Annotated in this window: 16 protein-coding genes; 7 read left to right on the forward strand and 9 right to left on the reverse strand. The window is 63.4% G+C overall.

Annotation, left to right across the window (positions count from 1 at the left end):
* Positions 1-201: 201 nt before the first annotated feature.
* Both ettA and FA04_RS11100 read right to left on the reverse strand, forming a co-directional pair.
* On the reverse strand, positions 202-1851 hold the full coding sequence (gene ettA / locus FA04_RS11095) for an energy-dependent translational throttle protein EttA (protein WP_034792366.1): 1650 nt from the start codon (positions 1849-1851) through the stop codon (positions 202-204).
* Positions 1852-2060: 209 nt separating this feature from the next.
* Positions 2061-2843 carry a ribonuclease T2 gene (locus FA04_RS11100; protein WP_051659248.1) on the reverse strand — a complete coding sequence of 261 codons (783 nt, stop codon included), beginning with the start codon at positions 2841-2843 and terminating at the stop codon, positions 2061-2063.
* A 186-nt stretch (positions 2844-3029) separates the two neighbouring features.
* Here FA04_RS11100 and FA04_RS11105 point away from each other — a divergent pair, with 186 nt between their 5' ends.
* From FA04_RS11105 to FA04_RS11115, 3 genes are read left to right on the forward strand one after another with little or no spacing between them, the layout of a single operon-like run.
* Positions 3030-3965, forward strand: a complete 936-nt coding sequence (locus tag FA04_RS11105; protein WP_034792363.1) for an alpha/beta fold hydrolase — start codon at positions 3030-3032, stop codon at positions 3963-3965.
* 11 nt (positions 3966-3976) lie between these two features.
* Positions 3977-4930 carry a DMT family transporter gene (locus FA04_RS11110; protein WP_034792361.1) on the forward strand — a complete coding sequence of 318 codons (954 nt, stop codon included), beginning with the start codon at positions 3977-3979 and terminating at the stop codon, positions 4928-4930.
* A gap of 47 nt (positions 4931-4977) precedes the next feature.
* The gene (locus FA04_RS11115) at positions 4978-6624 is read left to right on the forward strand and encodes a thiamine pyrophosphate-binding protein (protein ID WP_034792359.1); all 1647 of its coding nucleotides are present in this window, start codon (positions 4978-4980) and stop codon (positions 6622-6624) included.
* 309 nt (positions 6625-6933) lie between these two features.
* On the opposite strand, the gene FA04_RS11120 is transcribed toward FA04_RS11115, so the two are convergent.
* The 3 genes from FA04_RS11120 to FA04_RS11130 form a co-directional block, all read right to left on the reverse strand.
* On the reverse strand, positions 6934-7284 hold the full coding sequence (locus tag FA04_RS11120) for a cupin domain-containing protein (RefSeq protein ID WP_034792357.1): 351 nt from the start codon (positions 7282-7284) through the stop codon (positions 6934-6936).
* A gap of 63 nt (positions 7285-7347) precedes the next feature.
* Positions 7348-7686, reverse strand: coding sequence for a protein tyrosine phosphatase family protein (locus FA04_RS11125; RefSeq protein ID WP_034792356.1), 339 nt, complete (start codon positions 7684-7686; stop codon positions 7348-7350).
* 92 nt (positions 7687-7778) lie between these two features.
* A complete protein-coding gene (locus FA04_RS11130; protein ID WP_051659247.1) occupies positions 7779-8624 on the reverse strand; it encodes a DUF4432 family protein in 846 nt (281 codons plus the stop codon).
* Positions 8625-8788: 164 nt separating this feature from the next.
* Between FA04_RS11130 and FA04_RS11135 the strand changes: the two genes are divergently transcribed.
* The 4 genes from FA04_RS11135 to FA04_RS11150 all read left to right on the forward strand — a co-directional run bounded on the left by FA04_RS11135 (position 8789) and on the right by FA04_RS11150 (position 13234).
* Positions 8789-10243, forward strand: coding sequence for a L,D-transpeptidase family protein (locus FA04_RS11135; RefSeq protein WP_034792355.1), 1455 nt, complete (start codon positions 8789-8791; stop codon positions 10241-10243).
* A gap of 386 nt (positions 10244-10629) precedes the next feature.
* Positions 10630-11919, forward strand: a complete 1290-nt coding sequence (locus FA04_RS11140) for an NAD(P)/FAD-dependent oxidoreductase (RefSeq protein ID WP_034792353.1) — start codon at positions 10630-10632, stop codon at positions 11917-11919.
* A gap of 262 nt (positions 11920-12181) precedes the next feature.
* Positions 12182-12547 (forward strand): hypothetical protein, encoded by a 366-nt coding sequence (locus tag FA04_RS11145; RefSeq protein ID WP_034792351.1) that lies wholly within the window; start codon positions 12182-12184, stop codon positions 12545-12547.
* Between the two features lie 156 nt (positions 12548-12703).
* Positions 12704-13234: a dihydrofolate reductase family protein gene (locus FA04_RS11150; RefSeq protein WP_034792349.1), complete on the forward strand. Its 531-nt coding sequence runs from the start codon at positions 12704-12706 to the stop codon at positions 13232-13234.
* A gap of 159 nt (positions 13235-13393) precedes the next feature.
* Here the strand turns inward: FA04_RS11150 and FA04_RS11155 are convergent, their stop codons facing one another.
* The 4 genes from FA04_RS11155 to FA04_RS11170 form a co-directional block, all read right to left on the reverse strand.
* A complete protein-coding gene (locus FA04_RS11155; protein ID WP_034793572.1) occupies positions 13394-13936 on the reverse strand; it encodes a GNAT family N-acetyltransferase in 543 nt (180 codons plus the stop codon).
* Between the two features lie 204 nt (positions 13937-14140).
* Entirely contained in the window at positions 14141-15661 is a 1521-nt protein-coding gene (locus FA04_RS11160) for a globin-coupled sensor protein (protein WP_051659245.1), read from the reverse strand.
* 269 nt (positions 15662-15930) lie between these two features.
* On the reverse strand, positions 15931-16650 hold the full coding sequence (locus tag FA04_RS11165) for a ParA family protein (protein WP_034792347.1): 720 nt from the start codon (positions 16648-16650) through the stop codon (positions 15931-15933).
* Between the two features lie 187 nt (positions 16651-16837).
* Positions 16838-17584, reverse strand: coding sequence for a ParA family protein (locus FA04_RS11170; protein WP_051659244.1), 747 nt, complete (start codon positions 17582-17584; stop codon positions 16838-16840).
* Positions 17585-17717 lie beyond the last annotated feature (133 nt).

Genomic DNA, 17717 nt, shown 5'->3' on the forward strand with positions numbered 1-17717 from the left:
CCCGCACGTTCATCCCCCACGCGGGCACAGCGATAAACAGACCCTGGCGCGCAACCGAGCGACAGCTGGTCTTCGCCTCAGGTCAGGAGACAAAGGAAAACGGGCGAAGCCTGCGCCTCGCCCGTTCCTAGAGCAAATGTTGCAGCGCCCGCTTCAACGGACGCAGCAAGGTCCAGCGCCACGATATGGCGGCGGCTGAAATCAGCGCGTCAGGCGCTTGTAGGTGACGCGCTTCGGGTTGACCGAGTCCGGGCCGAGGCGGCGGATCTTGTCCTTCTCGTAGTCTTCGAAGTTGCCTTCGAACCACTCGACCTGGCTGTCGCCTTCAAAAGCGAGGATGTGCGTTGCCAGGCGGTCGAGGAACATGCGGTCGTGGCTGATGATAACGGCGCAACCGGCGAAGTTTTCGAGCGCGATTTCGAGCGCTGCCAGCGTCTCGGTGTCGAGGTCGTTGGTCGGTTCGTCGAGCAGCAGCACGTTGCCGCCGTTCTTCAGCATCTTGGCGAGGTGAACGCGGTTGCGCTGACCGCCCGAGAGGTTGCCGACCTTCTGCTGCTGGTCGCCGCCCTTGAAGTTGAAGGTCGAGCAATAGGCGCGCGAGTTCATCTCGTGCTTGCCGAGCTTGATGACTTCAGCACCGCCGGAGATTTCTTCCCAGACGGTCTTGTTGCCGTCGAGCGCGTCGCGGCTCTGGTCGACATAGCCGAGGTGCACGGTATCACCGATGCGGATTGAGCCGCTGTCGGGCTGTTCCTGGCCGGTGATCATGCGGAAGAGCGTCGTCTTACCGGCGCCGTTCGGGCCGATGATGCCGACGATGCCGCCCGGCGGCAGCTTCAGCGACAGGCCGTCGATCAACAGGCGATCGCCATAGCCCTTGGTGACGCCTTCCATCTCGATGACCACCTGGCCGAGACGTTCGCCGACCGGGATGATGATCTGCGCGTCGCCGGGGCGCTGGTTTTCCGCCGCGTTGACCAGTTCGTCATAGGAGCGGATACGCGCCTTGGACTTGGCCTGACGAGCCTTGGGGCTGGATGCGATCCATTCCTGTTCGCGAGCGATCGCCTTCTGGCGGGACGCCTCTTCGCGACCTTCCTGCTGCATGCGCTTGGCCTTCGCAACCAGGTAGGCCGAGTAGTTGCCCTCGTAGGGGATGCTGCGGCCGCGGTCGAGCTCGAGGATCCAGCCGGTGACGTTGTCGAGGAAGTAACGGTCGTGGGTGATCATCAGCACGGCGCCCGGATACTCGCGCAGGTGCTTTTCGAGCCAGGCGATCGTCTCGGCGTCGAGGTGGTTGGTCGGTTCGTCGAGGAGCAGCAGGTCCGGCTGCGAGAGCAGCAGCTTGCAGAGCGCAACACGACGCTTTTCACCGCCCGACAGGTTGGTGACTTCCGCGTCGCCCGGCGGGCAGCGCAGCGCTTCCATGGCCATTTCGACCTGACTTTCCAGATCCCAGAGGTTCTGGCTGTCGATGATATCCTGGAGCTTGGCGCCCTCTTCCGCCGTCTCGTCGGAATAGTTCATCATCAGTTCGTTGTAGCGGTCGACGATCGCCTTCTTCTTGGCGACGCCTTCCATGGCGTTTTCAAGCACCGTCTTCGTCGGATCGAGCTGCGGCTCCTGCGGCAGGTATCCGACGGTCGCACCTTCGGCCACCCAGGCCTCGCCGGTGAATTCCTTGTCGAGGCCGGCCATGATGCGCAGAACCGTCGACTTACCGGCGCCGTTCGGGCCGAGGATACCGATCTTGGCATCCGGGTAGAACGACAGATGAACGTTCTCGAGAACCTTCTTCGCGCCGTAGGACTTATTAAGTCCGGCCATATGATAGATGAACTGACGTGCCATGAGGGAATGCTCCGCAGGGATAAGGAAATTTGCCCGCTATGTAGGCGAATTATAGGAAGGGGGCAATGATCAAAGGCATCCGCCCCCGCCCTATCCCAAAACGAACATCCCGATCGGAACGCCCGGCAGGCTCTCCCGGAAGGCGCCTAAAGCCGGCGCGGTCAAGGCCGCACCATAAGGCGCTGCCATGGCCGACCGGGCGAAACGCCCTACCCGCGACCGGCAGTATCGGCGATACCCTTGGCGCACTTGAACTCGGTCGTGCCTGCGGCCTGGATCAGCGGCCCGAGGCTCGCAGCCTTCATGACATCGCCCGTGAGCCCGATCGTCAGCCCGGTGATGATGCTGCGGCCCTGCACGGTCTGGCAGCGCATGCGCACCCGGTCGCCGGCTCCAGCGCCAAAACTCTGGTCGAAGGCCTGCTTGATCGCCGCCTCATCGAGTTCCGCACCCACACGCTGGCGGAAAAGTGCCCCGACCGCCGAGCGGTTGAGCTCTTCCAGCATGCGCAGCTGCACCGAGAAATAGTCGTCGACCGAGCCGCTCTGGCAGGTGCCGCTTCGCAGCCACTGGTGCCGGTCGAGACCGGATTGCACGCCGGGCATGGCGATAAGCAGCCGCGCCGCGGTGTCGTCGGCCATGGCAAGCTTCGGCAGCTCCAGCCAGCTGCCCTTGCGGTCGGTTGCCCGCGCTTCTGCCGCGACCCCGCAATAGCTCTTGCGCAGCGGCCACAGGCCATGCAGCGAGAGGTTGGTGGCATCGAAGCGTTCCGCCGTCTGGCTCTCGCATTCCTTGCGTTGCGGCCGCGTCTCGCAGAAACCGGGCTGCCAGCTGACCGCCAGCACGTAGTCGGTGCGGCTGGTTGAACTCGCCGGCGGAGCACCCTTGGATGCGTCTTCACCGGCAGCAAAGGCGCCGGAACCAAGCAACAGCGTCAGCGCTGCTAGGATGCCCGCCACAGAACCTGATATCGCTTTACAAAAACGGACCATGATATCCTCCCGCAAAAACAAAACGGGAACAAATATCGCCCAAAACGGGAAAATTGCAACCCCTAATGTAATGCACCGTCAAATCGCTTGTGACCTCATGCGCAACGATCAACAAGCGGCGATTGCCTTTGCCACGCAAATCGATTTGAAATCTCAAAGGTCTGTCGATTGCTTCCGGGAGTAGAGATGTTCGGGCAGGTGAAGACGCATCAGAGCCCGACCGGTGCCAGCTTGAGCTGGCGGCATTTTCCGGCAACCACAGAAGCCCGCGGCATCCTTCTCGTCAGCCATGGCCTTGCCGAGCATTCCGGCCGATATGCCCGCTTTGCCGAGGCGATGGCCGGCCACGGCTTCCATGTCTATGCCCACGACCATCGCGGCCACGGCGCGACGCAGGCGCCTGACGCCCAGCTTGGGATGTTCGCAAGCCGCGACGGCCTCGACAAGATATTCGCGGACATCCGGGCAGTGCGGGAGATTGCGACCACCGCCCATCCGGGCTTGCCGGTCATCCTCTTCGGCCATTCCATGGGTGGACTGATCGCGCTCAATGCCGCCGAAACCGATCCCGGCCTCTACGATGCGCTTGCCGTCTGGAACTCCAACTTCCGGCCGGGCCTTGCCGGCCGTGGCGGACAGGTGATCCTGAAGATCGAAAAGGCGCTCAAAGGGTCTGACGTGCCGAGCCCGCTTCTGACCAAGCTCACCTTCGGCATGTGGGGCGGCGCCATCAAGGATCGCAAGACCGATCTCGACTGGCTGTCGCGCGACGATGCCGAGGTCGCCAAATACGCCGCCGACCCGCTCTGCGGCTTCGATGCGACGGTCTCGCTCTGGCTCGATCTTTTCCGCCTGTCCTTCGATGGAGCCCGGCCCGACCGGCTGGCGCGGCTCCGGAAAAACCTGCCCATTCATCTCGTCGGCGGCAGCGCTGACCCGTCGACCGAGATGGGCAACGCCGTCCGCTGGCTTGGCACGAAGATGGAAGCCGCCGGTCTCAGCGACGTTAGCGTCACCGTCTATGACGGCATGCGCCACGAAACACTGAACGAACTCGGCCGGGACGAGGCGACGGCCGACTTTGCCGCCTGGTGCCTGCGCGCCGTCGCAGGGCGGCGCTGACCGGAAATATCATGGCCGACATGTCGCTTCCCAAGATCGCCGCCGACCACAACCGCATCTCCTTCGGGCTGACACTGATGGTGATCTCGGTGCTTCTGTCGCCGCTGATCGACATCTTCGCCAAGCTCGCGATCGCCACCGTTCCCTCGGCCGAAATCACCGCCGTGCGCTTTCTGCTGCAGGTCGTCTTCATCCTGCCGATCGTGCTCTTCCGCGGCAGCCTGTTTGATCTCACCTGGAAGAAGACCGGGCTGCACGCGTTGCGCGGCGGTCTGCTGGTCGTGACCATGCTCTCCTTCATTACCACGCTGAAGGTCATGGAAGTCGCCGACGCGATCGCGATCTTCTTCGTCGAGCCGATCATCCTCACGATCCTTGGCAGCATCTTCCTGAAGGAGACGATCGGCTGGCGGCGCTACACCGCCTGCGGCGTCGGCTTCTTCGGCGCGCTGCTCGTCATCCAGCCGAGCATGCAGGAGGTCGGCTGGATCGCCCTTCTGCCTGTTGTGGCCGCCTTTGGCCTTGCCGTTTTCCTGCTCGTCACCCGCATGGTCGCGCAAAATGAGGACCCCTGGTCGATGCAGTTTCACGCCGGCGTCTGGGGCGCGCTCTTCTGTCTCGTGCTGCTTTATTTCGGCGAAGGCACCGGTTCCGGCATCTTCGATCCGGTCTGGCCAGAAGGGTACACCTGGTATTACCTGCTCGGCGTCGGCGTCACCGCCACCATTTCAGGCGTGCTCGGCGTCTATGCCTATCGCGCCGCCCCGGCCTCGGTGCTGGCGCCGCTGCAGTATCTCGAAATCGTTTCGGCCACGATCTTCGGCTGGCTCGTCTTCGGCGACCTGCCCGACGCGCTGAAGTGGCTCGGCATCGCCATCATCATCGGCTCCGGCCTCTACATCATCTGGCGCGAGCGCCGCGTGCACAAGGACACGAGCGTCGCTCCGGTGTCGCCAGCCATCTGACAACAAAGCCATCTGAAAACAAAAGAAAGACCATCGGGAGGAATATCATGAAAACTGGAGGTCAGCTCATCGTTGACGCGCTCGTCGCCAACGGGGTGAAGCGCATCGCCTGCGTGCCGGGGGAAAGCTATCTCGCCGTGCTCGACGCGCTCTACGACACCGACATCGACGTGCTCGTCTGCCGCCAGGAAGGCGGGGCCGCGATGATGGCGGATGCCTGGGGGCGGCTGACCGGCGAGCCCGGCATCTGCATGGTGACCCGCGGCCCTGGCGCGACCAACGCTTCCGCCGGCCTCCATGTCGCCAAGCAGGATTCGATCCCGATGATCCTCTTCATCGGCCAAGTGCAGAGCGAAGCGCGCGAGCGCGAGGCCTTCCAGGAGATCGAATACCGCCGCGCCTTCACCGAGGTCGCCAAATGGGTGGGCGAGATCGACGATCCCGCCCGCATTCCGGAATTCGTCACCCGCGCCTTCGCGGTCGCCACGTCCGGCCGCCCCGGCCCTGTCGTGCTGACGCTCCCCGAGGACATGCTGACCCGCAGCGCCGAGGCGCCCGCCGCCAAACCCTACCAGCCGGTCGAGGGTCATCCAGGTCCGGCGCAGATGAAGCGGCTCGGCGAAATGCTGAGCAACGCCAAGCGCCCGATCGCCGTCCTCGGCGGCACTCGCTGGACAGCGGAAAGCGTTGCTGAATTCCAGCGCTTCGCTGAACGCTGGAAGCTGCCGGTCGGCTGCTCCTTCCGTCGCCAGATGCTGTTTGATCACCTGCACCCGATGTACGCCGGCGACGTCGGCATCGGCATCAACCCCGCTCTGGCAAAAGAGGTCAAGGAAGCGGATCTCATCCTGCTTATCGGCGGCCGCTTCTCGGAAATGCCCTCGTCCGGCTACACGCTGATGGACAGCCCCTACCCGCACCAGACGCTGGTGCATGTGCATCCTGACAGTTCCGAACTCGGCCGTGTTTACAGGCCGGAGCTGGCGATTGCCGCCAGCCCGCGCGACTTCGTCGCCGCGCTCGAAAGCCTTGCACCGCCGAGCGAACCGAGCTGGTCCGCACGCACCGAGACCATGCACGCCGCCTATCTCAAGTGGTCGACCCCGCCGGAAACCGGCCCGGGCGCGGTGCAGATGGGCCCGATCATGAACTGGATCGAGGCGAACGTGCCGGAGGATACGATCTTCACCAACGGCGCCGGCAACTACGCCACCTGGGTGCATCGCTTCCACCGCTTCCGCCGCTACGCCACCCAGGCAGCCCCGGCTTCGGGCTCAATGGGTTACGGCCTGCCGGCGGCGGTCGCCGCCAAGCAGCTGCATCCGGATCGCGAAGTCATCTGCTTTGCCGGGGATGGCTGCTTCCTGATGCACGGCCAGGAATTCGCAACCGCCGTGCGCTACCGCCTGCCGATCATCACCGTCGTCGTCAACAACGGTATCTACGGCACGATCCGCATGCACCAGGAGCGCGACTATCCCGGCCGCGTCAGCGCCACCGATCTCACCAACCCGGATTTCGCAGCCCTTGCCCGCGCCTATGGCGGCCACGGCGAGACGGTCGAGAAGACGGAAGAGTTTGCCGACGCCTTCCTCAGGGCGCGCGCCAGCGGCAAGCCGGCGATCATCGAGATCAAGCTCGATCCCGAAGCGATCACCCCGACGCGCACGCTAAGCGAGATCAGGGCGGGCTGAGCAAGTCTTGTTCGTGAAGGGTCCAATCACGGCGCAGACGCGCCGTGATTGGATTTCTGTGACAAGCACAGGAATGAGGGCGATGGAGCATTTGCGATAGGGCCCTTCTACCCACGCGCCCGCGCTTCTGTGCCTGCGAGCGCGCGGGCGAAGCGACGCTTCTCAGGGCGTCGTGCGCCAATTGAACGCCGATCGGCCACCATTATACCTCCCTCATTCCTGCGTTTGTCACAGGAGTCCAGCAGCGCCGCCTCGGCGGCGCGGGGAACGATCACGCCCGCTAACTGCCTGCGAGATACGTCCAGCCGCTTACTCCAGCCATTCCGTCGAAAACGCACCGGCCTCATGCAGATCGGTCGTCTCCAGGCGCCCCGGCCCGAGGTTCTCGAACTTGTGCGGCACATTGGCCGGCGCCACGACGATCTGACCGGCCTCGGCATCGATGATGCGGTCGCCGACGGTGAAGCGGGCGCGGCCGACGCGGACGATGAAGGTTTCCGGATAGGGATGGCGGTGCAATTTCGGCCCGTACCCGATCTCGTCGGTGGAAACGAAGATCACCGAAAGGCCTGCGCCATAGGCGCCGCCCTCGAATTCGCCCTTCCAGGCGTCGGGCTCATCCGCCCATTGCTCCCGCGAAATGAGATACGCTTCGGCCATGCCGATCCTCCACTGTCAGATGGAACGATGCGGCCGAGCGCGAGAGTTTGGATTTTGCGTGGCTCAGCCGCGGATATGCTGGGTCTGCTGGTAGACGGCCGTCGAGCGCGCGCCGGAACGGCAATAGCCGAGCATCGGCCGCTGGAACTCGTCGAGCGCGTCGACCATGCTCTTCACGGCATCGGCGGTCACGCCCATCGGGCCGACGGGAATGTGCTTGGTTTCGATGCCGAGTTCTTCGGCACGGGCGGCGATGGAATCAAAGGTCGGCTGGTCCGGCGCCTCGAAGTCCGGGCGGTGGCAGACGATGGACTTGAAGCCGAGCGCCTTGATCTGGTCGAGGTCCTCGACCGCGATCTGGCCGGTAACCGAGTATTCGTCGTTGATCTGGCGGATGTCCATGGTCGTCTTCCTTGAGGCAAATTTCCCGGCCTCTGATGTAGGCGCAGCCTTATCTCCCGTCAATTCAAAAGCCGCATCGTCAAGGCGCAGGATCAGACGACCGAAAAGGCGATGGCGTAGCTGCGCGCCTCGCCCGGCTGAAGCGGTGTCAGTTCCCCGGCCGCGGCCAACTCCGGCCGTTTGGCGATCCGGTGCGATACCGGCTCGATGCTGATCACGTTGGCCTCGCCGCGCTGGCAGCGCCACATCTGCAGGAAGGGCAAAGTATCGGCCCGGAACCGCACTTTCAGATTTCGGCCGCCGAGCCCCGCGAGATCCGCAAGCGTGACCTCCGACCAGCCATCGGAACCGACGGCCGCCGGCAGGCAGAAATGTGCGCTCTCGCCGGTGCCGAAGCACCAGGCGCTCTCCCCGCCTGCAAGCGAAGCGCTGACGATGCGGGTCTCGTCCCCGAGCAACCGGCCGCCAATGTTGAGGTGATACATCATGACAGGCGGAAAGGCGGTGACGCCGGAATTGACGACGCGATCTTCGAGCACCACTTCGTGCCGCGCGGCATCGATTCGCCAGCGCCGCTCGACCCGGGCCCGCCCGCCATCGGCGAGCGCCACCTCGATCGTCGCCGTGCACTCGGCCCCGTCGCTCGCCATCTCCATGTGGCTGACGGCTGTTCCGGCCAGTGACCCGTGCAGCGGATAGCGTGCGCCTTCCGCGCCACCTTCGATCGCCTCGGGATGGCGGATATGGTCTGGACCGCAGGTAAAGAGAAAACCGGCCAGCGCCCGGTCGATCCTCGGGTCCCCATCCGACGGGATCGCAGCACCCGGCGACAGGTCGACGCCGTCGACGACGAAGGCGGCGATATCGAGCGCCGAGAGCCGGTCGAACAGCACATGATTCTCTTGAAAATCCTGTGGTTCTTCGAGCGTCTTCAGCATGTTCTCTTCCTCAAATCGGCCGCAGAATCACTGCAATCACAAAGAGATGATAGCTGAGGAGAGACGCATTTCACCGGTTGAAGCCCGGGATTGCGCCGCCTAGATAGAATTTAACTGCTTGTTCATGATGAATTCATTTTTTTCACATTAACGTCGAAATCGAAATGTATCGCGCCACATTCACCACAATGAAAACAGGTTCTCTCGTGACGTCAGCGACCCGCACAGGCCTCTCGCTCCTCGCCGCAGTCGGCTTTCTTGCCGTGGATCTGACGGCCGCCTTCGCGCAGGACTATCGCGGCTACAATCGCTATGGCGACGATGTCATGCTGGTCACGCCCGACGGTGAAATCCTCGATTATGTACCCCGCTCCGACGAAGTGCAGACCATGCGCGACAGCCGCGGCCGCACGCTTCTGATCGACAGCTGGGGTAATGTGGTCGCAACCGTGGTGCCCAATAATCGCGGCCGCCAACGCGACTACGGCGGCAACCGTCAGGGCGATTACGGCGGCTATCGCCGTCAGGGTGACGTGGATATCTATTCCAACCGACGCTACCGGGAAACCGAGCGCGGCTACGGCTATTCCGAGCCCGGCGACGTCACCGGCTCCGTTCCCGACTACCGCGACGTCGTTCCGCCGTCGACCGACGGCAACGAACTGCCAAACAGCCTACCCGGCCTGATCGACGGCACCCAGGAGGCTTCCGTCGATCCGAACGACGGCAACCCAATGCGCCAATCGATGCCGCCCGCGATCTCGGTCAAGTCGAAGTCGCGCGCCGAGATCACAGCACTTCAGGTCTTCCTCGACCGCGAAGGTTTTTCGCCGGGCGTGATCGACGGCAAGATGGGCTCGAACGTCACCAAGGCGATCGAAGCCTTTCAGCAGTCGACCGGCGAAACGCTCGATCCCAACAACACCGACGACATTCTCGAGCGGCTGCGGATGAACGGCGGCATGCCGATCACCAGCTACACGATCACGGCCGCCGACGCCGCCGGCCCCTATGTCGCGTCGATCCCCGAGGATTACGCGCACAAAGCGATGCTGCCGCACATGTCCTTCACCTCGACGACGGAAATGCTCGGCGAGAAGTTCCACATGGACGAGGCCTATTTGCGCGAGTTGAACCCGGGCGTCGATTTCACCATTCCAGGCACGATCATCAAGGTGATCAACCCCGGCGCCAACAAGACCGGCAAGGTCGCCCGCATCCTCGCCGACAAGGCGCGCAAGCAGGTGCTCGCCTATGACGACGCCGGCAAGCTGATTGCCGCCTATCCGGCAACGATCGGCTCGTCCGATACGCCGTCTCCGTCAGGCACGGTCAATGTCGAGCGCATCGCGCTCAATCCGGGCTACACATACAATCCGAAGATCAACTTCAAGCAGGGCAACAACGACAAGATTCTGACCCTGCAGCCGGGCCCGAACGGTCCCGTCGGCACGGTCTGGATCGCGCTCTCGAAGCCCACCTACGGCATTCACGGCACGCCGGAACCCTCGAAGATCGGCAAGACCCAGAGCCATGGCTGCGTGCGCCTGACCAACTGGGACGCGACCGAGCTTGCCAAGATGGTGAGCACGGGCGTCACGGTCGAGTTCGTCGACTGAGCGAAGCCGGCCGCCCGTTAACCGAACCGTTGTTTTTTTGGCATTTTTCTTGAGGCTTCCCCCAATTGGGTGAGTGACTTCGCGCCTGCAGCATAGATGATGGAGTTGCCTGGCCGACCATCCACGACGAGGCACTCTTTTTTAAATTTCTTTGCGCCGACCCGTCGGCTAAATCGTTTCAGACCTATCCATTTACGAAGACCGCAGCTGCCGACGACCCAGCTGCGGTTTTTTTTCGAGCGCCGGGTGCAAAAGCCCTCCCGCCGCTCTCCCCGTCCATCATGACTTCATGAAACATTGTCATGAGAATTTTTCCGGCAATCGGCTATCACCGGATATCTCAACGACAATGGCCGACCTGCGGCCGCACTTGAAGGATGGCCTGAATGGCGACGGAGCGCACCCTGCCCAACCTCTGGCATGCGACGGCACCGGCCGCCCCTGAGACCAGGCCGCTCAGCCAGGACCTGACGACCGATGTGGCGATCATAGGCGGCGGCTTTACCGGCCTCTCGGCAGCGCTGCACCTGGCCGAAAAAGGCGTGAAGGCAACGGTCATCGAAGCCAAGATGATCGGCTTTGGCGGCTCCGGCCGCAATGTCGGCCTCGTCAATGCCGGCATGTGGGTGAAGCCCGACGACCTGATCTCGACGCTCGGCCCCGAGGCCGGCAACCGGCTGCTGACCGAACTCGGCGACGGCCCTTCGATGGTCTATGCGCTCGTGGAAAAACACGGGATGCCTTGCGAGGCGGTGCGCAACGGTACGCTGCACATGGCCGTCGGCAGCGAGGGCGTCACCGAGATCAAGGACCGCGAAGCGCAGTGGCAGAAGCGCGGCGCGCCGGTCGAGGCGCTTTCGGCCGAGCGGGCGCACGCGCTCACCGGCGCTGAAGGTTTTTCCGGCGCCCTGCTCGACCGCCGCGCCGGCACCATCCAGCCGCTCGCCTATGCCCGCGGGCTCGCCCGCGCTGCCCTTGCCGCCGGTGCCGAGATCTACACCGACACGCCGCTGACCGGTGCGGAGCACCAGGGCGACAGCTGGGTACTGAAGGCCGGCAACAACACGGTCCGCGCGAAACAGGTGATCCTCGCCACCAATGCCTATGGCGGCCTCTTCGCCGAGAGCCCCTGGCAGGCCCATACGCAGGAACTGACGATCCTGCCCTATTTCCAGTTCGCCACCAATCCGCTGCCGGACGCCGTCGCCAAGCGCATCCTGCCGGAGCGCCAGGGCACTTGGGACACCGGCCTCGTCATGACCTCCTTCCGCATGGACCAGCAGAACCGGCTGATCTTCGGCTCGATCGGCCGGCTCGACGCGATCGCTGAAGGCACGCACCGCGCCTTTGCCGCCCGCTCGCTGCGCAAGCTCTTCCCCTTCATCGGCAATTTCCGGTTTGAGTACTGGTGGGACGGCCGCATCGGCATGACCACCAACAACCTGCCGGCCATGCACACGCTCGCCCCCAACGTCGTTTCCGTCAGCGGCTACAACGGCCGCGGCATCGCGCCGGGCACCGTCTTCGGCCGCGCACTCGCCAGCCACGTCACCGGCGAAACCTCGGCGATCCCGCTCGCCGAAACGCCCGTGACCCCGGACACCTGGCGCGGCGTGAAGTCCGCCTTCTACCACGCAGGCGCCCAGGCCAAGCACTTCATCGACCGTCGGTTCTGAGGTAGCGCACGGTGCGGACCGTTCATTTCGGTTCGCGACCATGCCATGCGGTTTCGCCACGGGGTGAAATGCGCGCCAGCCGGATTGCGCCGGCCCATGCTGACCTATCTTGAATATTGAAACCCTGAGGTGTAGCGACCGCCGCGGGTACCCCTCCAAACCTGCTGCCGGGTTGAAGGGCCGCGGAACTTTACTCGACGACCATGTTCATCAACGTCGAAGCGTAATCGGCAGACTTCGACCAGGAGCATCGGATCGTCTCATGCTGCACCCGCAGGTCAGGTTCTCGCCGTCCAATATCGCCGCCCTGAAGAAGTCCCTCCGGGATCGTTACCCGCACATCAAGTCATCCCACCTGGACGAGGCAATCGCCGCGTCGTTCGGCTTCAAATCCCATGCGGCATTGCGCCCGGCGCTGCTTCAGGTCGTCAACCACGCCCGGCTGATCGTCATCACCGATCATATGTTGCTTCTGCTTCGGCTGGAGGAACTGGGATACCGAGATATCGACGCCGGAGACTTGCGCCACCTGATGTGGGACATAAAATTCCCCGACCACTGGTACGATCAACACCTTGAAAAGGCCGTGACGAAACGCAGACGGCCGACAGCGGCCAATTCGCAATAGCGCAGCAGCGACCATCGGTGGCCCGTGCACGGTAGAGACCGTCGATGGCAAAGCCCAAAAACCGCTTGCGATTTGAAATCAGTCGGCTTAGCGTTGACCGATTGCACGTCGCAAGCAGACCCGTGCGAACGGGCCATTCGAGACAAGGAACTGGCCATGGCTAAGCTCGTGTTCGGAATGAACCAGTCGCTGGACGGCTACGTCGACCACATGGAGTTTGCGCCAAGTCCCACGCTCTTCCGCCATTTCATCAAGGAGGCCGAACAGCAGACGGGCAGCCTGTACGGCCGTCGGATCTATGAGATCATGCGCTACTGGGACGACGAGCATCCGGAATGGGATGCGGACAGACAGGCCTTCGCAGCCGCGTGGCGAAAGCAGCCGAAATGGGTCGTCTCGCGCTCCTCGGCGTCCGTCGGCCCCAATGCCCGGCTCGTCGACGGTGATCTTGCGGGCGCCGTGCGCAAGCTGAAGGCCGAGCACGACGGCGAGATCGAGGTGGCGGGCCCCGTCCTCGCGCACAGCCTCACCGAACTGGGCTTGATCGACGAGTACCGGATCTACCTGCACCCGGTCGTCCTTGGTCACGGCAACCCCTATTTCGCCGGCCCCCGCCCGCGGCTCCGCCTGATCGCTCATGATCGGATCGGCGAGGACGTGGTGCGGCTGGTCTACGTTCCCGCTTAGTCGCCGGACTTGCCGGTCCCGTCAGCGCGCGGCTCTGTGCTTCGCGCTAACGGCGTGAAATCCGCATTCGACCCGGTTCGTTTTTCAGCTGCGACCTTGGCTTTCAAGCCAGGTGAGCGCGCCGCGAACTGCGGCGGCAAGCTGGTGCTGCCTTTGCCCTCACTCGGAGCGTCTCCAGCGATATGACCAACCGTCGATCCTTTCTCCGGTGGCCTTCAGCAACAAGGCGTCAGGCAGGAACTGGCCACGCACCAGGCCAATCTTTTCGAGAACACGGCAGCTGCTCTCATGTGCTGCCGCGCATATGGTATGAACCTCGGATAGGGGTGACTGCTGCTTGACCCAATGCATAATCGCAAGACCGGCTTCCGTCGCCAGCCCCCGTCCCCAATAGGCCGGACCGATGCCATAGTGAATTTCCGCGCCGTCCCCATCCACAAACATGAGGAAGAGGCCCATCGGCCGCTGGTCGCTGCGGTCGATGATGCTCCAGATGAAGCGGTCACCATCCGCCCAGCTGCTTTCTCCCCACGCATGGATGACCGCCTCGGTGCTGGATTGTGCGGGATGAGCGCCGCGCGGCAAAAATCGTGCTGCCATGCTGTTGCCGGTGTATTCCGTAAACACGGACGCCGCGTGTTCAGAGCGGGCTGCACGCAGGTGAAGACGGCTTGTCTTTAGTTCAACGGGCGGCGTGATCAACTTCAGGTGTCCGGGCGAGGCAGAGCGCGGACATCTTAATTCCATCGGGACAAAGAGCGAAAGCCACCATCGATCGCTTCCGGCGTAGAAAGTCCCTGGCCGCGCGGTGAAGCTGCCCCCAACATCACTGCGCCGCGATCAGCAAAGCAAAACGCCTCGGATCATCCCTGACCCGAGGCGTTGTCTCTCGAACGGAAGGCGCGATTACGCCGCTGCGCGGTAACCCGAGCCGGCGCTGACCTGCACCTGACCCGACGTGCGGAACGCCCGCAGACGCGTGGCGATGTGCTCGGCCTCTCCCGTCAATGCCTGGCTTGCGGCGTTCGCCTGCTCGACCATGGCGGCGTTCTGCTGGGTGATCTGGTCCATCTGGGTAATCGCGGTGTTGACCTCCTGCAGGCCGGTTGCCTGTTCGGCGGTGCTGGCGCGGATGGCGCCGAAGACGGAGCTGACTTCGACGACCTGGGCGACGATCTGCTGCAGCGACTGCGCCACCTGATTGACCGAATTGACGCCGTCGTCCACCTGGCCGCGCGACTTGGCGATCAGGCCCTGGATGTCCTTGGCCGCTTCGGCGCAGCGCTGGGCCAGCGCCCGGACTTCGGAGGCGACAACCGCAAAGCCCCTGCCCGCCTCGCCGGCGCGGGCCGCTTCGATGCCGGCGTTCAGCGCCAGGAGGTTGGTCTGGAAGGCGATCTCGTCGATGACGTCGACGATCCGCGCGATGCTGGCGGAAGACGTCTGGATCTCCTGCATCACCTCGATCGCGTGGCTGACGATCTCGCCGCTCTGTTCGGCATTGGCGCGGGCGGCAATCACGGTCGAGTTCGCCTGGTTGGCGCCTTCGGCCGTCTGCTTGACCGTGCGCGTCACTTGCTCGACGGCAGCGGCCGTCTCTTCAAGGTTGGCCGCCTGCCGTTCCGTGCGCCGGGCCAGATCGTCGGCAGCCGCCGCAATCTCCTTGGCGCTCGTGTGGATCTGGCTGGCGCCGGCCTCGATGCCGCCGATGGCGCGTGCAAGCTCGCCGATCGCGTGGTTGAAATTTTCGCCAAGCTCCTGATAGGCAACCGGCAGGTCCCCACCGATGCGTGCCGTCAAGTCGCCATCGGCGATCTTCTTCAGCGCCGCGCCGAAGGTCTTGCTGATCAGCGCGCGTTCGGCAGCCAGCACTTCTTCCTGCACCGCACGTTGCTTGGTGACGTCGGAGGCGTCCATGTAGACGGAGATCGACAGATCCATGTCGAGGAAGACGCCCTTGATCAGGCTCGACAGCATCGCGCCCATGTCCTCGGCCGAGGTCCCCTTGCGCGAGAACAGGCCGGCCTTCGGCCAGTGCGCCTTGACGATTTCGGTGATCAGATGCTCGGCGATCAGCGCGTAGCCGCCGATGTACCAGCGCGGCTCGAGCCCGATGCGGGCGTGCACCAGGCCGATGGTGCGAACCTTGGCGCTGTAATCCTCGTTGAAATTGGCATCGACGATATTGGCCCAGTGGCCGACCTGGGCGCCCTTGGCGCGGTCGATATGAGCGTCGGAGGAGAAGAAGCGCTTGGTCTCGGGCGTCGTCTTGACCTTGACGTAGAACTTGTCGAGCGCGGGTTTAAGTTCCTTCTCGAGGATCGGCTTCAGCGCCTTCAGGCTCGTCTTGGCGGCGTCATCGAGCGCCATGAAATTCAGACGACCGGCAACGTCTTGCGTGCCGGCAGCGGCGTGTTCCGTTTTCATGCGCGAACTTCCCTGCATGCTCATTTCTGGATCATGGAGACAGGATCTAGGGCGCTGCAGCGTCTGAGATCATGGCCGCAATCATGGCGGCTGGTTGCCCTGTTCAGTCGGTCGCAGGGGCAAGCTGTGTCCTGGGCCACTGATAGAAGCGCAGGGTAAAGGAAGCCTTACGCGAAACAGCTATTTCGCGAGGCCTGAAATACAACTCAACCGGAACTGACGAATATCAATTCCGGTTGATACGCAATAAACGGTGGAACGGCGAAGGATCAGGCGGCGTTTCGCGAAGCCCAGGATGGCATGCGCGCAGCCCAGGAGCGGCGCGTCTTGACCGGCATCAGCGCCTGCACTTCCTTGGCGAGGGCTGCTGCGTTTTCCCGCGCCTTGTCGAGATTGCTGACGCGGTTCGGATCCATCGTCTGCAGCGTGCCGCCAAAATCGAAGATCTCGCGATAGGCGGCGCGCTCGACGATCGGCGTGTCGAGAACCGAGACGCCGCGCTCGGCGAGCATCGCCTTGATCGTCTGCAGCGCACGCGTGGTGACCAGCGAATTGACGCGGGTGAGCACCACAGAATGGTTGATGCGCAGGCCCGAACGGTCCTGGATCTGGCGGATCAGCTCAAGAATTTGAGCCGCACCCTTGGCATCCATGGCGCAGCCCTGCACCGGGATCAGCACCTGGTCAGAGATGGCGAGTGCAAGTGCTACGATCTGGTCCTTGGCGCCCGCGAGATCGATGACGATATAATCCGCTTCGTCCTTCGCCTCGCGGATATGACATTCGAGCGAGCCGGGCGTGATGTGCGAAATGACGGTGAGGTTGGCGATATGGCCGGAAGCCTCCGCCCAGCTGGTGATCCAGCGCTGCGGATCGGCATCGAGGACGACTACCCGGTGCCCCTGCCGCGCCAGTTCCGTCGACAGGATCAGCGCCGCGGTCGTCTTGCCCGCACCACCCTTTGCATTGGCGAAAGTGATGACCGCCATGATATTCCCCATTCTATGCCTGTATCGCGCTGAACCGGACGGCCACAGCCGGTGGTTCGCTTCTTAACGAAACCTTACAGAATTTGGTTAACGAAACGGTAACGCCGGCACGTCAAACCTGACAGTCGGCCTTAAGGCTGCGTGCCAGAGACACTGCTATGGTGATGAAAATGCTGGAGTTCTGGCCTCAGACCGGCAAAACTGCCGGTTCGCTCACGTGCTGTGATCGATAGCACATCGACGAGAACGGCCCGTGCCGCACCGCCTCGCCTGTCGGGCTGAGCAGGGTCAGCACGTCATTCGCAAACGCCTGGGCGTTGGCCTGCGCCTTGGCAAGGTTGCTGACCTTCGCGGGGTCGAGAGAGGAAAGCGTGTCGCCCCGCTCAAAGAGTTCGCGGAAGGCCGTACGCTCCACCAGCGGGGTATCGACGAGCCGGATCCGGTTCTCCGAAAGCAGCAGCTTGACCCGGCGCATCGCCCGCGTCGTCACGATCGGGTTGACCCGGGTCAGCAGAACCGCGTGGTTGATGTTGGCGCGCGCGTTGTTCTCGATGTGGCGGATCAGGTCCAGCACCTGGATGGCGCCGCGCGCATCCATCACACAGCCCTGCACCGGGATCAGCGTCAGGTCCGAAAGACCGATCGCCAGCGCCACCAGCACGTCGGCCGCCCCGGAGAGATCGATGATCACATGCTCGACCTGACCGCGCAGCCGCCGGAGATGATCGCTGAGCGTGGTTGTCGCTACACCTGAGAGAACGAAGAGATTGCCATCGTTGCGGCCGTGGCGGAACCAGTCGGTCATGCAGGCGAGTGGATCGCAATCAAGAACCGCAACGCGATCGCCGCGCCGGGCGAATTCGCAGGCAAGCAGCAAGGCTGCCGTTGTCTTGCTGGCTCCCCCCTTCGCATTCGCGAGGGATACAATCGCCATCGGTCGACCCTAACTCAACGCAGGCCCGGATTTTCGCGGGCCGATACATACGCACACCCTAATGCAAGCGTTCCAGACCGCGGTAAACAAAGCGTAAAGAAAACGCCCCGCGAGCCCGAAACGTGACAGTTCG

Source organism: Ensifer adhaerens, assembly GCF_000697965.2.
Lineage (GTDB): Bacteria > Pseudomonadota > Alphaproteobacteria > Rhizobiales > Rhizobiaceae > Ensifer > Ensifer adhaerens.

Coding starts and splice junctions, on each gene's coding strand:
- FA04_RS11130 (WP_051659247.1), bottom strand. CDS start 8,624: ATGCTGAAGACGCTCGAAGAACCACAGGATTTTCAAGAGAATCATGTG.
- FA04_RS11135 (WP_034792355.1), top strand. CDS start 8,789: ATGTATCGCGCCACATTCACCACAATGAAAACAGGTTCTCTCGTGACG.
- FA04_RS11165 (WP_034792347.1), bottom strand. CDS start 16,650: ATGGCGGTCATCACTTTCGCCAATGCAAAGGGTGGTGCGGGCAAGACG.
- FA04_RS11100 (WP_051659248.1), bottom strand. CDS start 2,843: ATGGTCCGTTTTTGTAAAGCGATATCAGGTTCTGTGGCGGGCATCCTA.
- FA04_RS11125 (WP_034792356.1), bottom strand. CDS start 7,686: ATGGACATCCGCCAGATCAACGACGAATACTCGGTTACCGGCCAGATC.
- FA04_RS11145 (WP_034792351.1), top strand. CDS start 12,182: ATGCTGCACCCGCAGGTCAGGTTCTCGCCGTCCAATATCGCCGCCCTG.
- FA04_RS11115 (WP_034792359.1), top strand. CDS start 4,978: ATGAAAACTGGAGGTCAGCTCATCGTTGACGCGCTCGTCGCCAACGGG.
- FA04_RS11140 (WP_034792353.1), top strand. CDS start 10,630: ATGGCGACGGAGCGCACCCTGCCCAACCTCTGGCATGCGACGGCACCG.
- FA04_RS11105 (WP_034792363.1), top strand. CDS start 3,030: ATGTTCGGGCAGGTGAAGACGCATCAGAGCCCGACCGGTGCCAGCTTG.
- FA04_RS11150 (WP_034792349.1), top strand. CDS start 12,704: ATGGCTAAGCTCGTGTTCGGAATGAACCAGTCGCTGGACGGCTACGTC.
- ettA (WP_034792366.1), bottom strand. CDS start 1,851: ATGGCACGTCAGTTCATCTATCATATGGCCGGACTTAATAAGTCCTAC.
- FA04_RS11170 (WP_051659244.1), bottom strand. CDS start 17,584: ATGGCGATTGTATCCCTCGCGAATGCGAAGGGGGGAGCCAGCAAGACA.
- FA04_RS11120 (WP_034792357.1), bottom strand. CDS start 7,284: ATGGCCGAAGCGTATCTCATTTCGCGGGAGCAATGGGCGGATGAGCCC.
- FA04_RS11110 (WP_034792361.1), top strand. CDS start 3,977: ATGGCCGACATGTCGCTTCCCAAGATCGCCGCCGACCACAACCGCATC.
- FA04_RS11160 (WP_051659245.1), bottom strand. CDS start 15,661: ATGAAAACGGAACACGCCGCTGCCGGCACGCAAGACGTTGCCGGTCGT.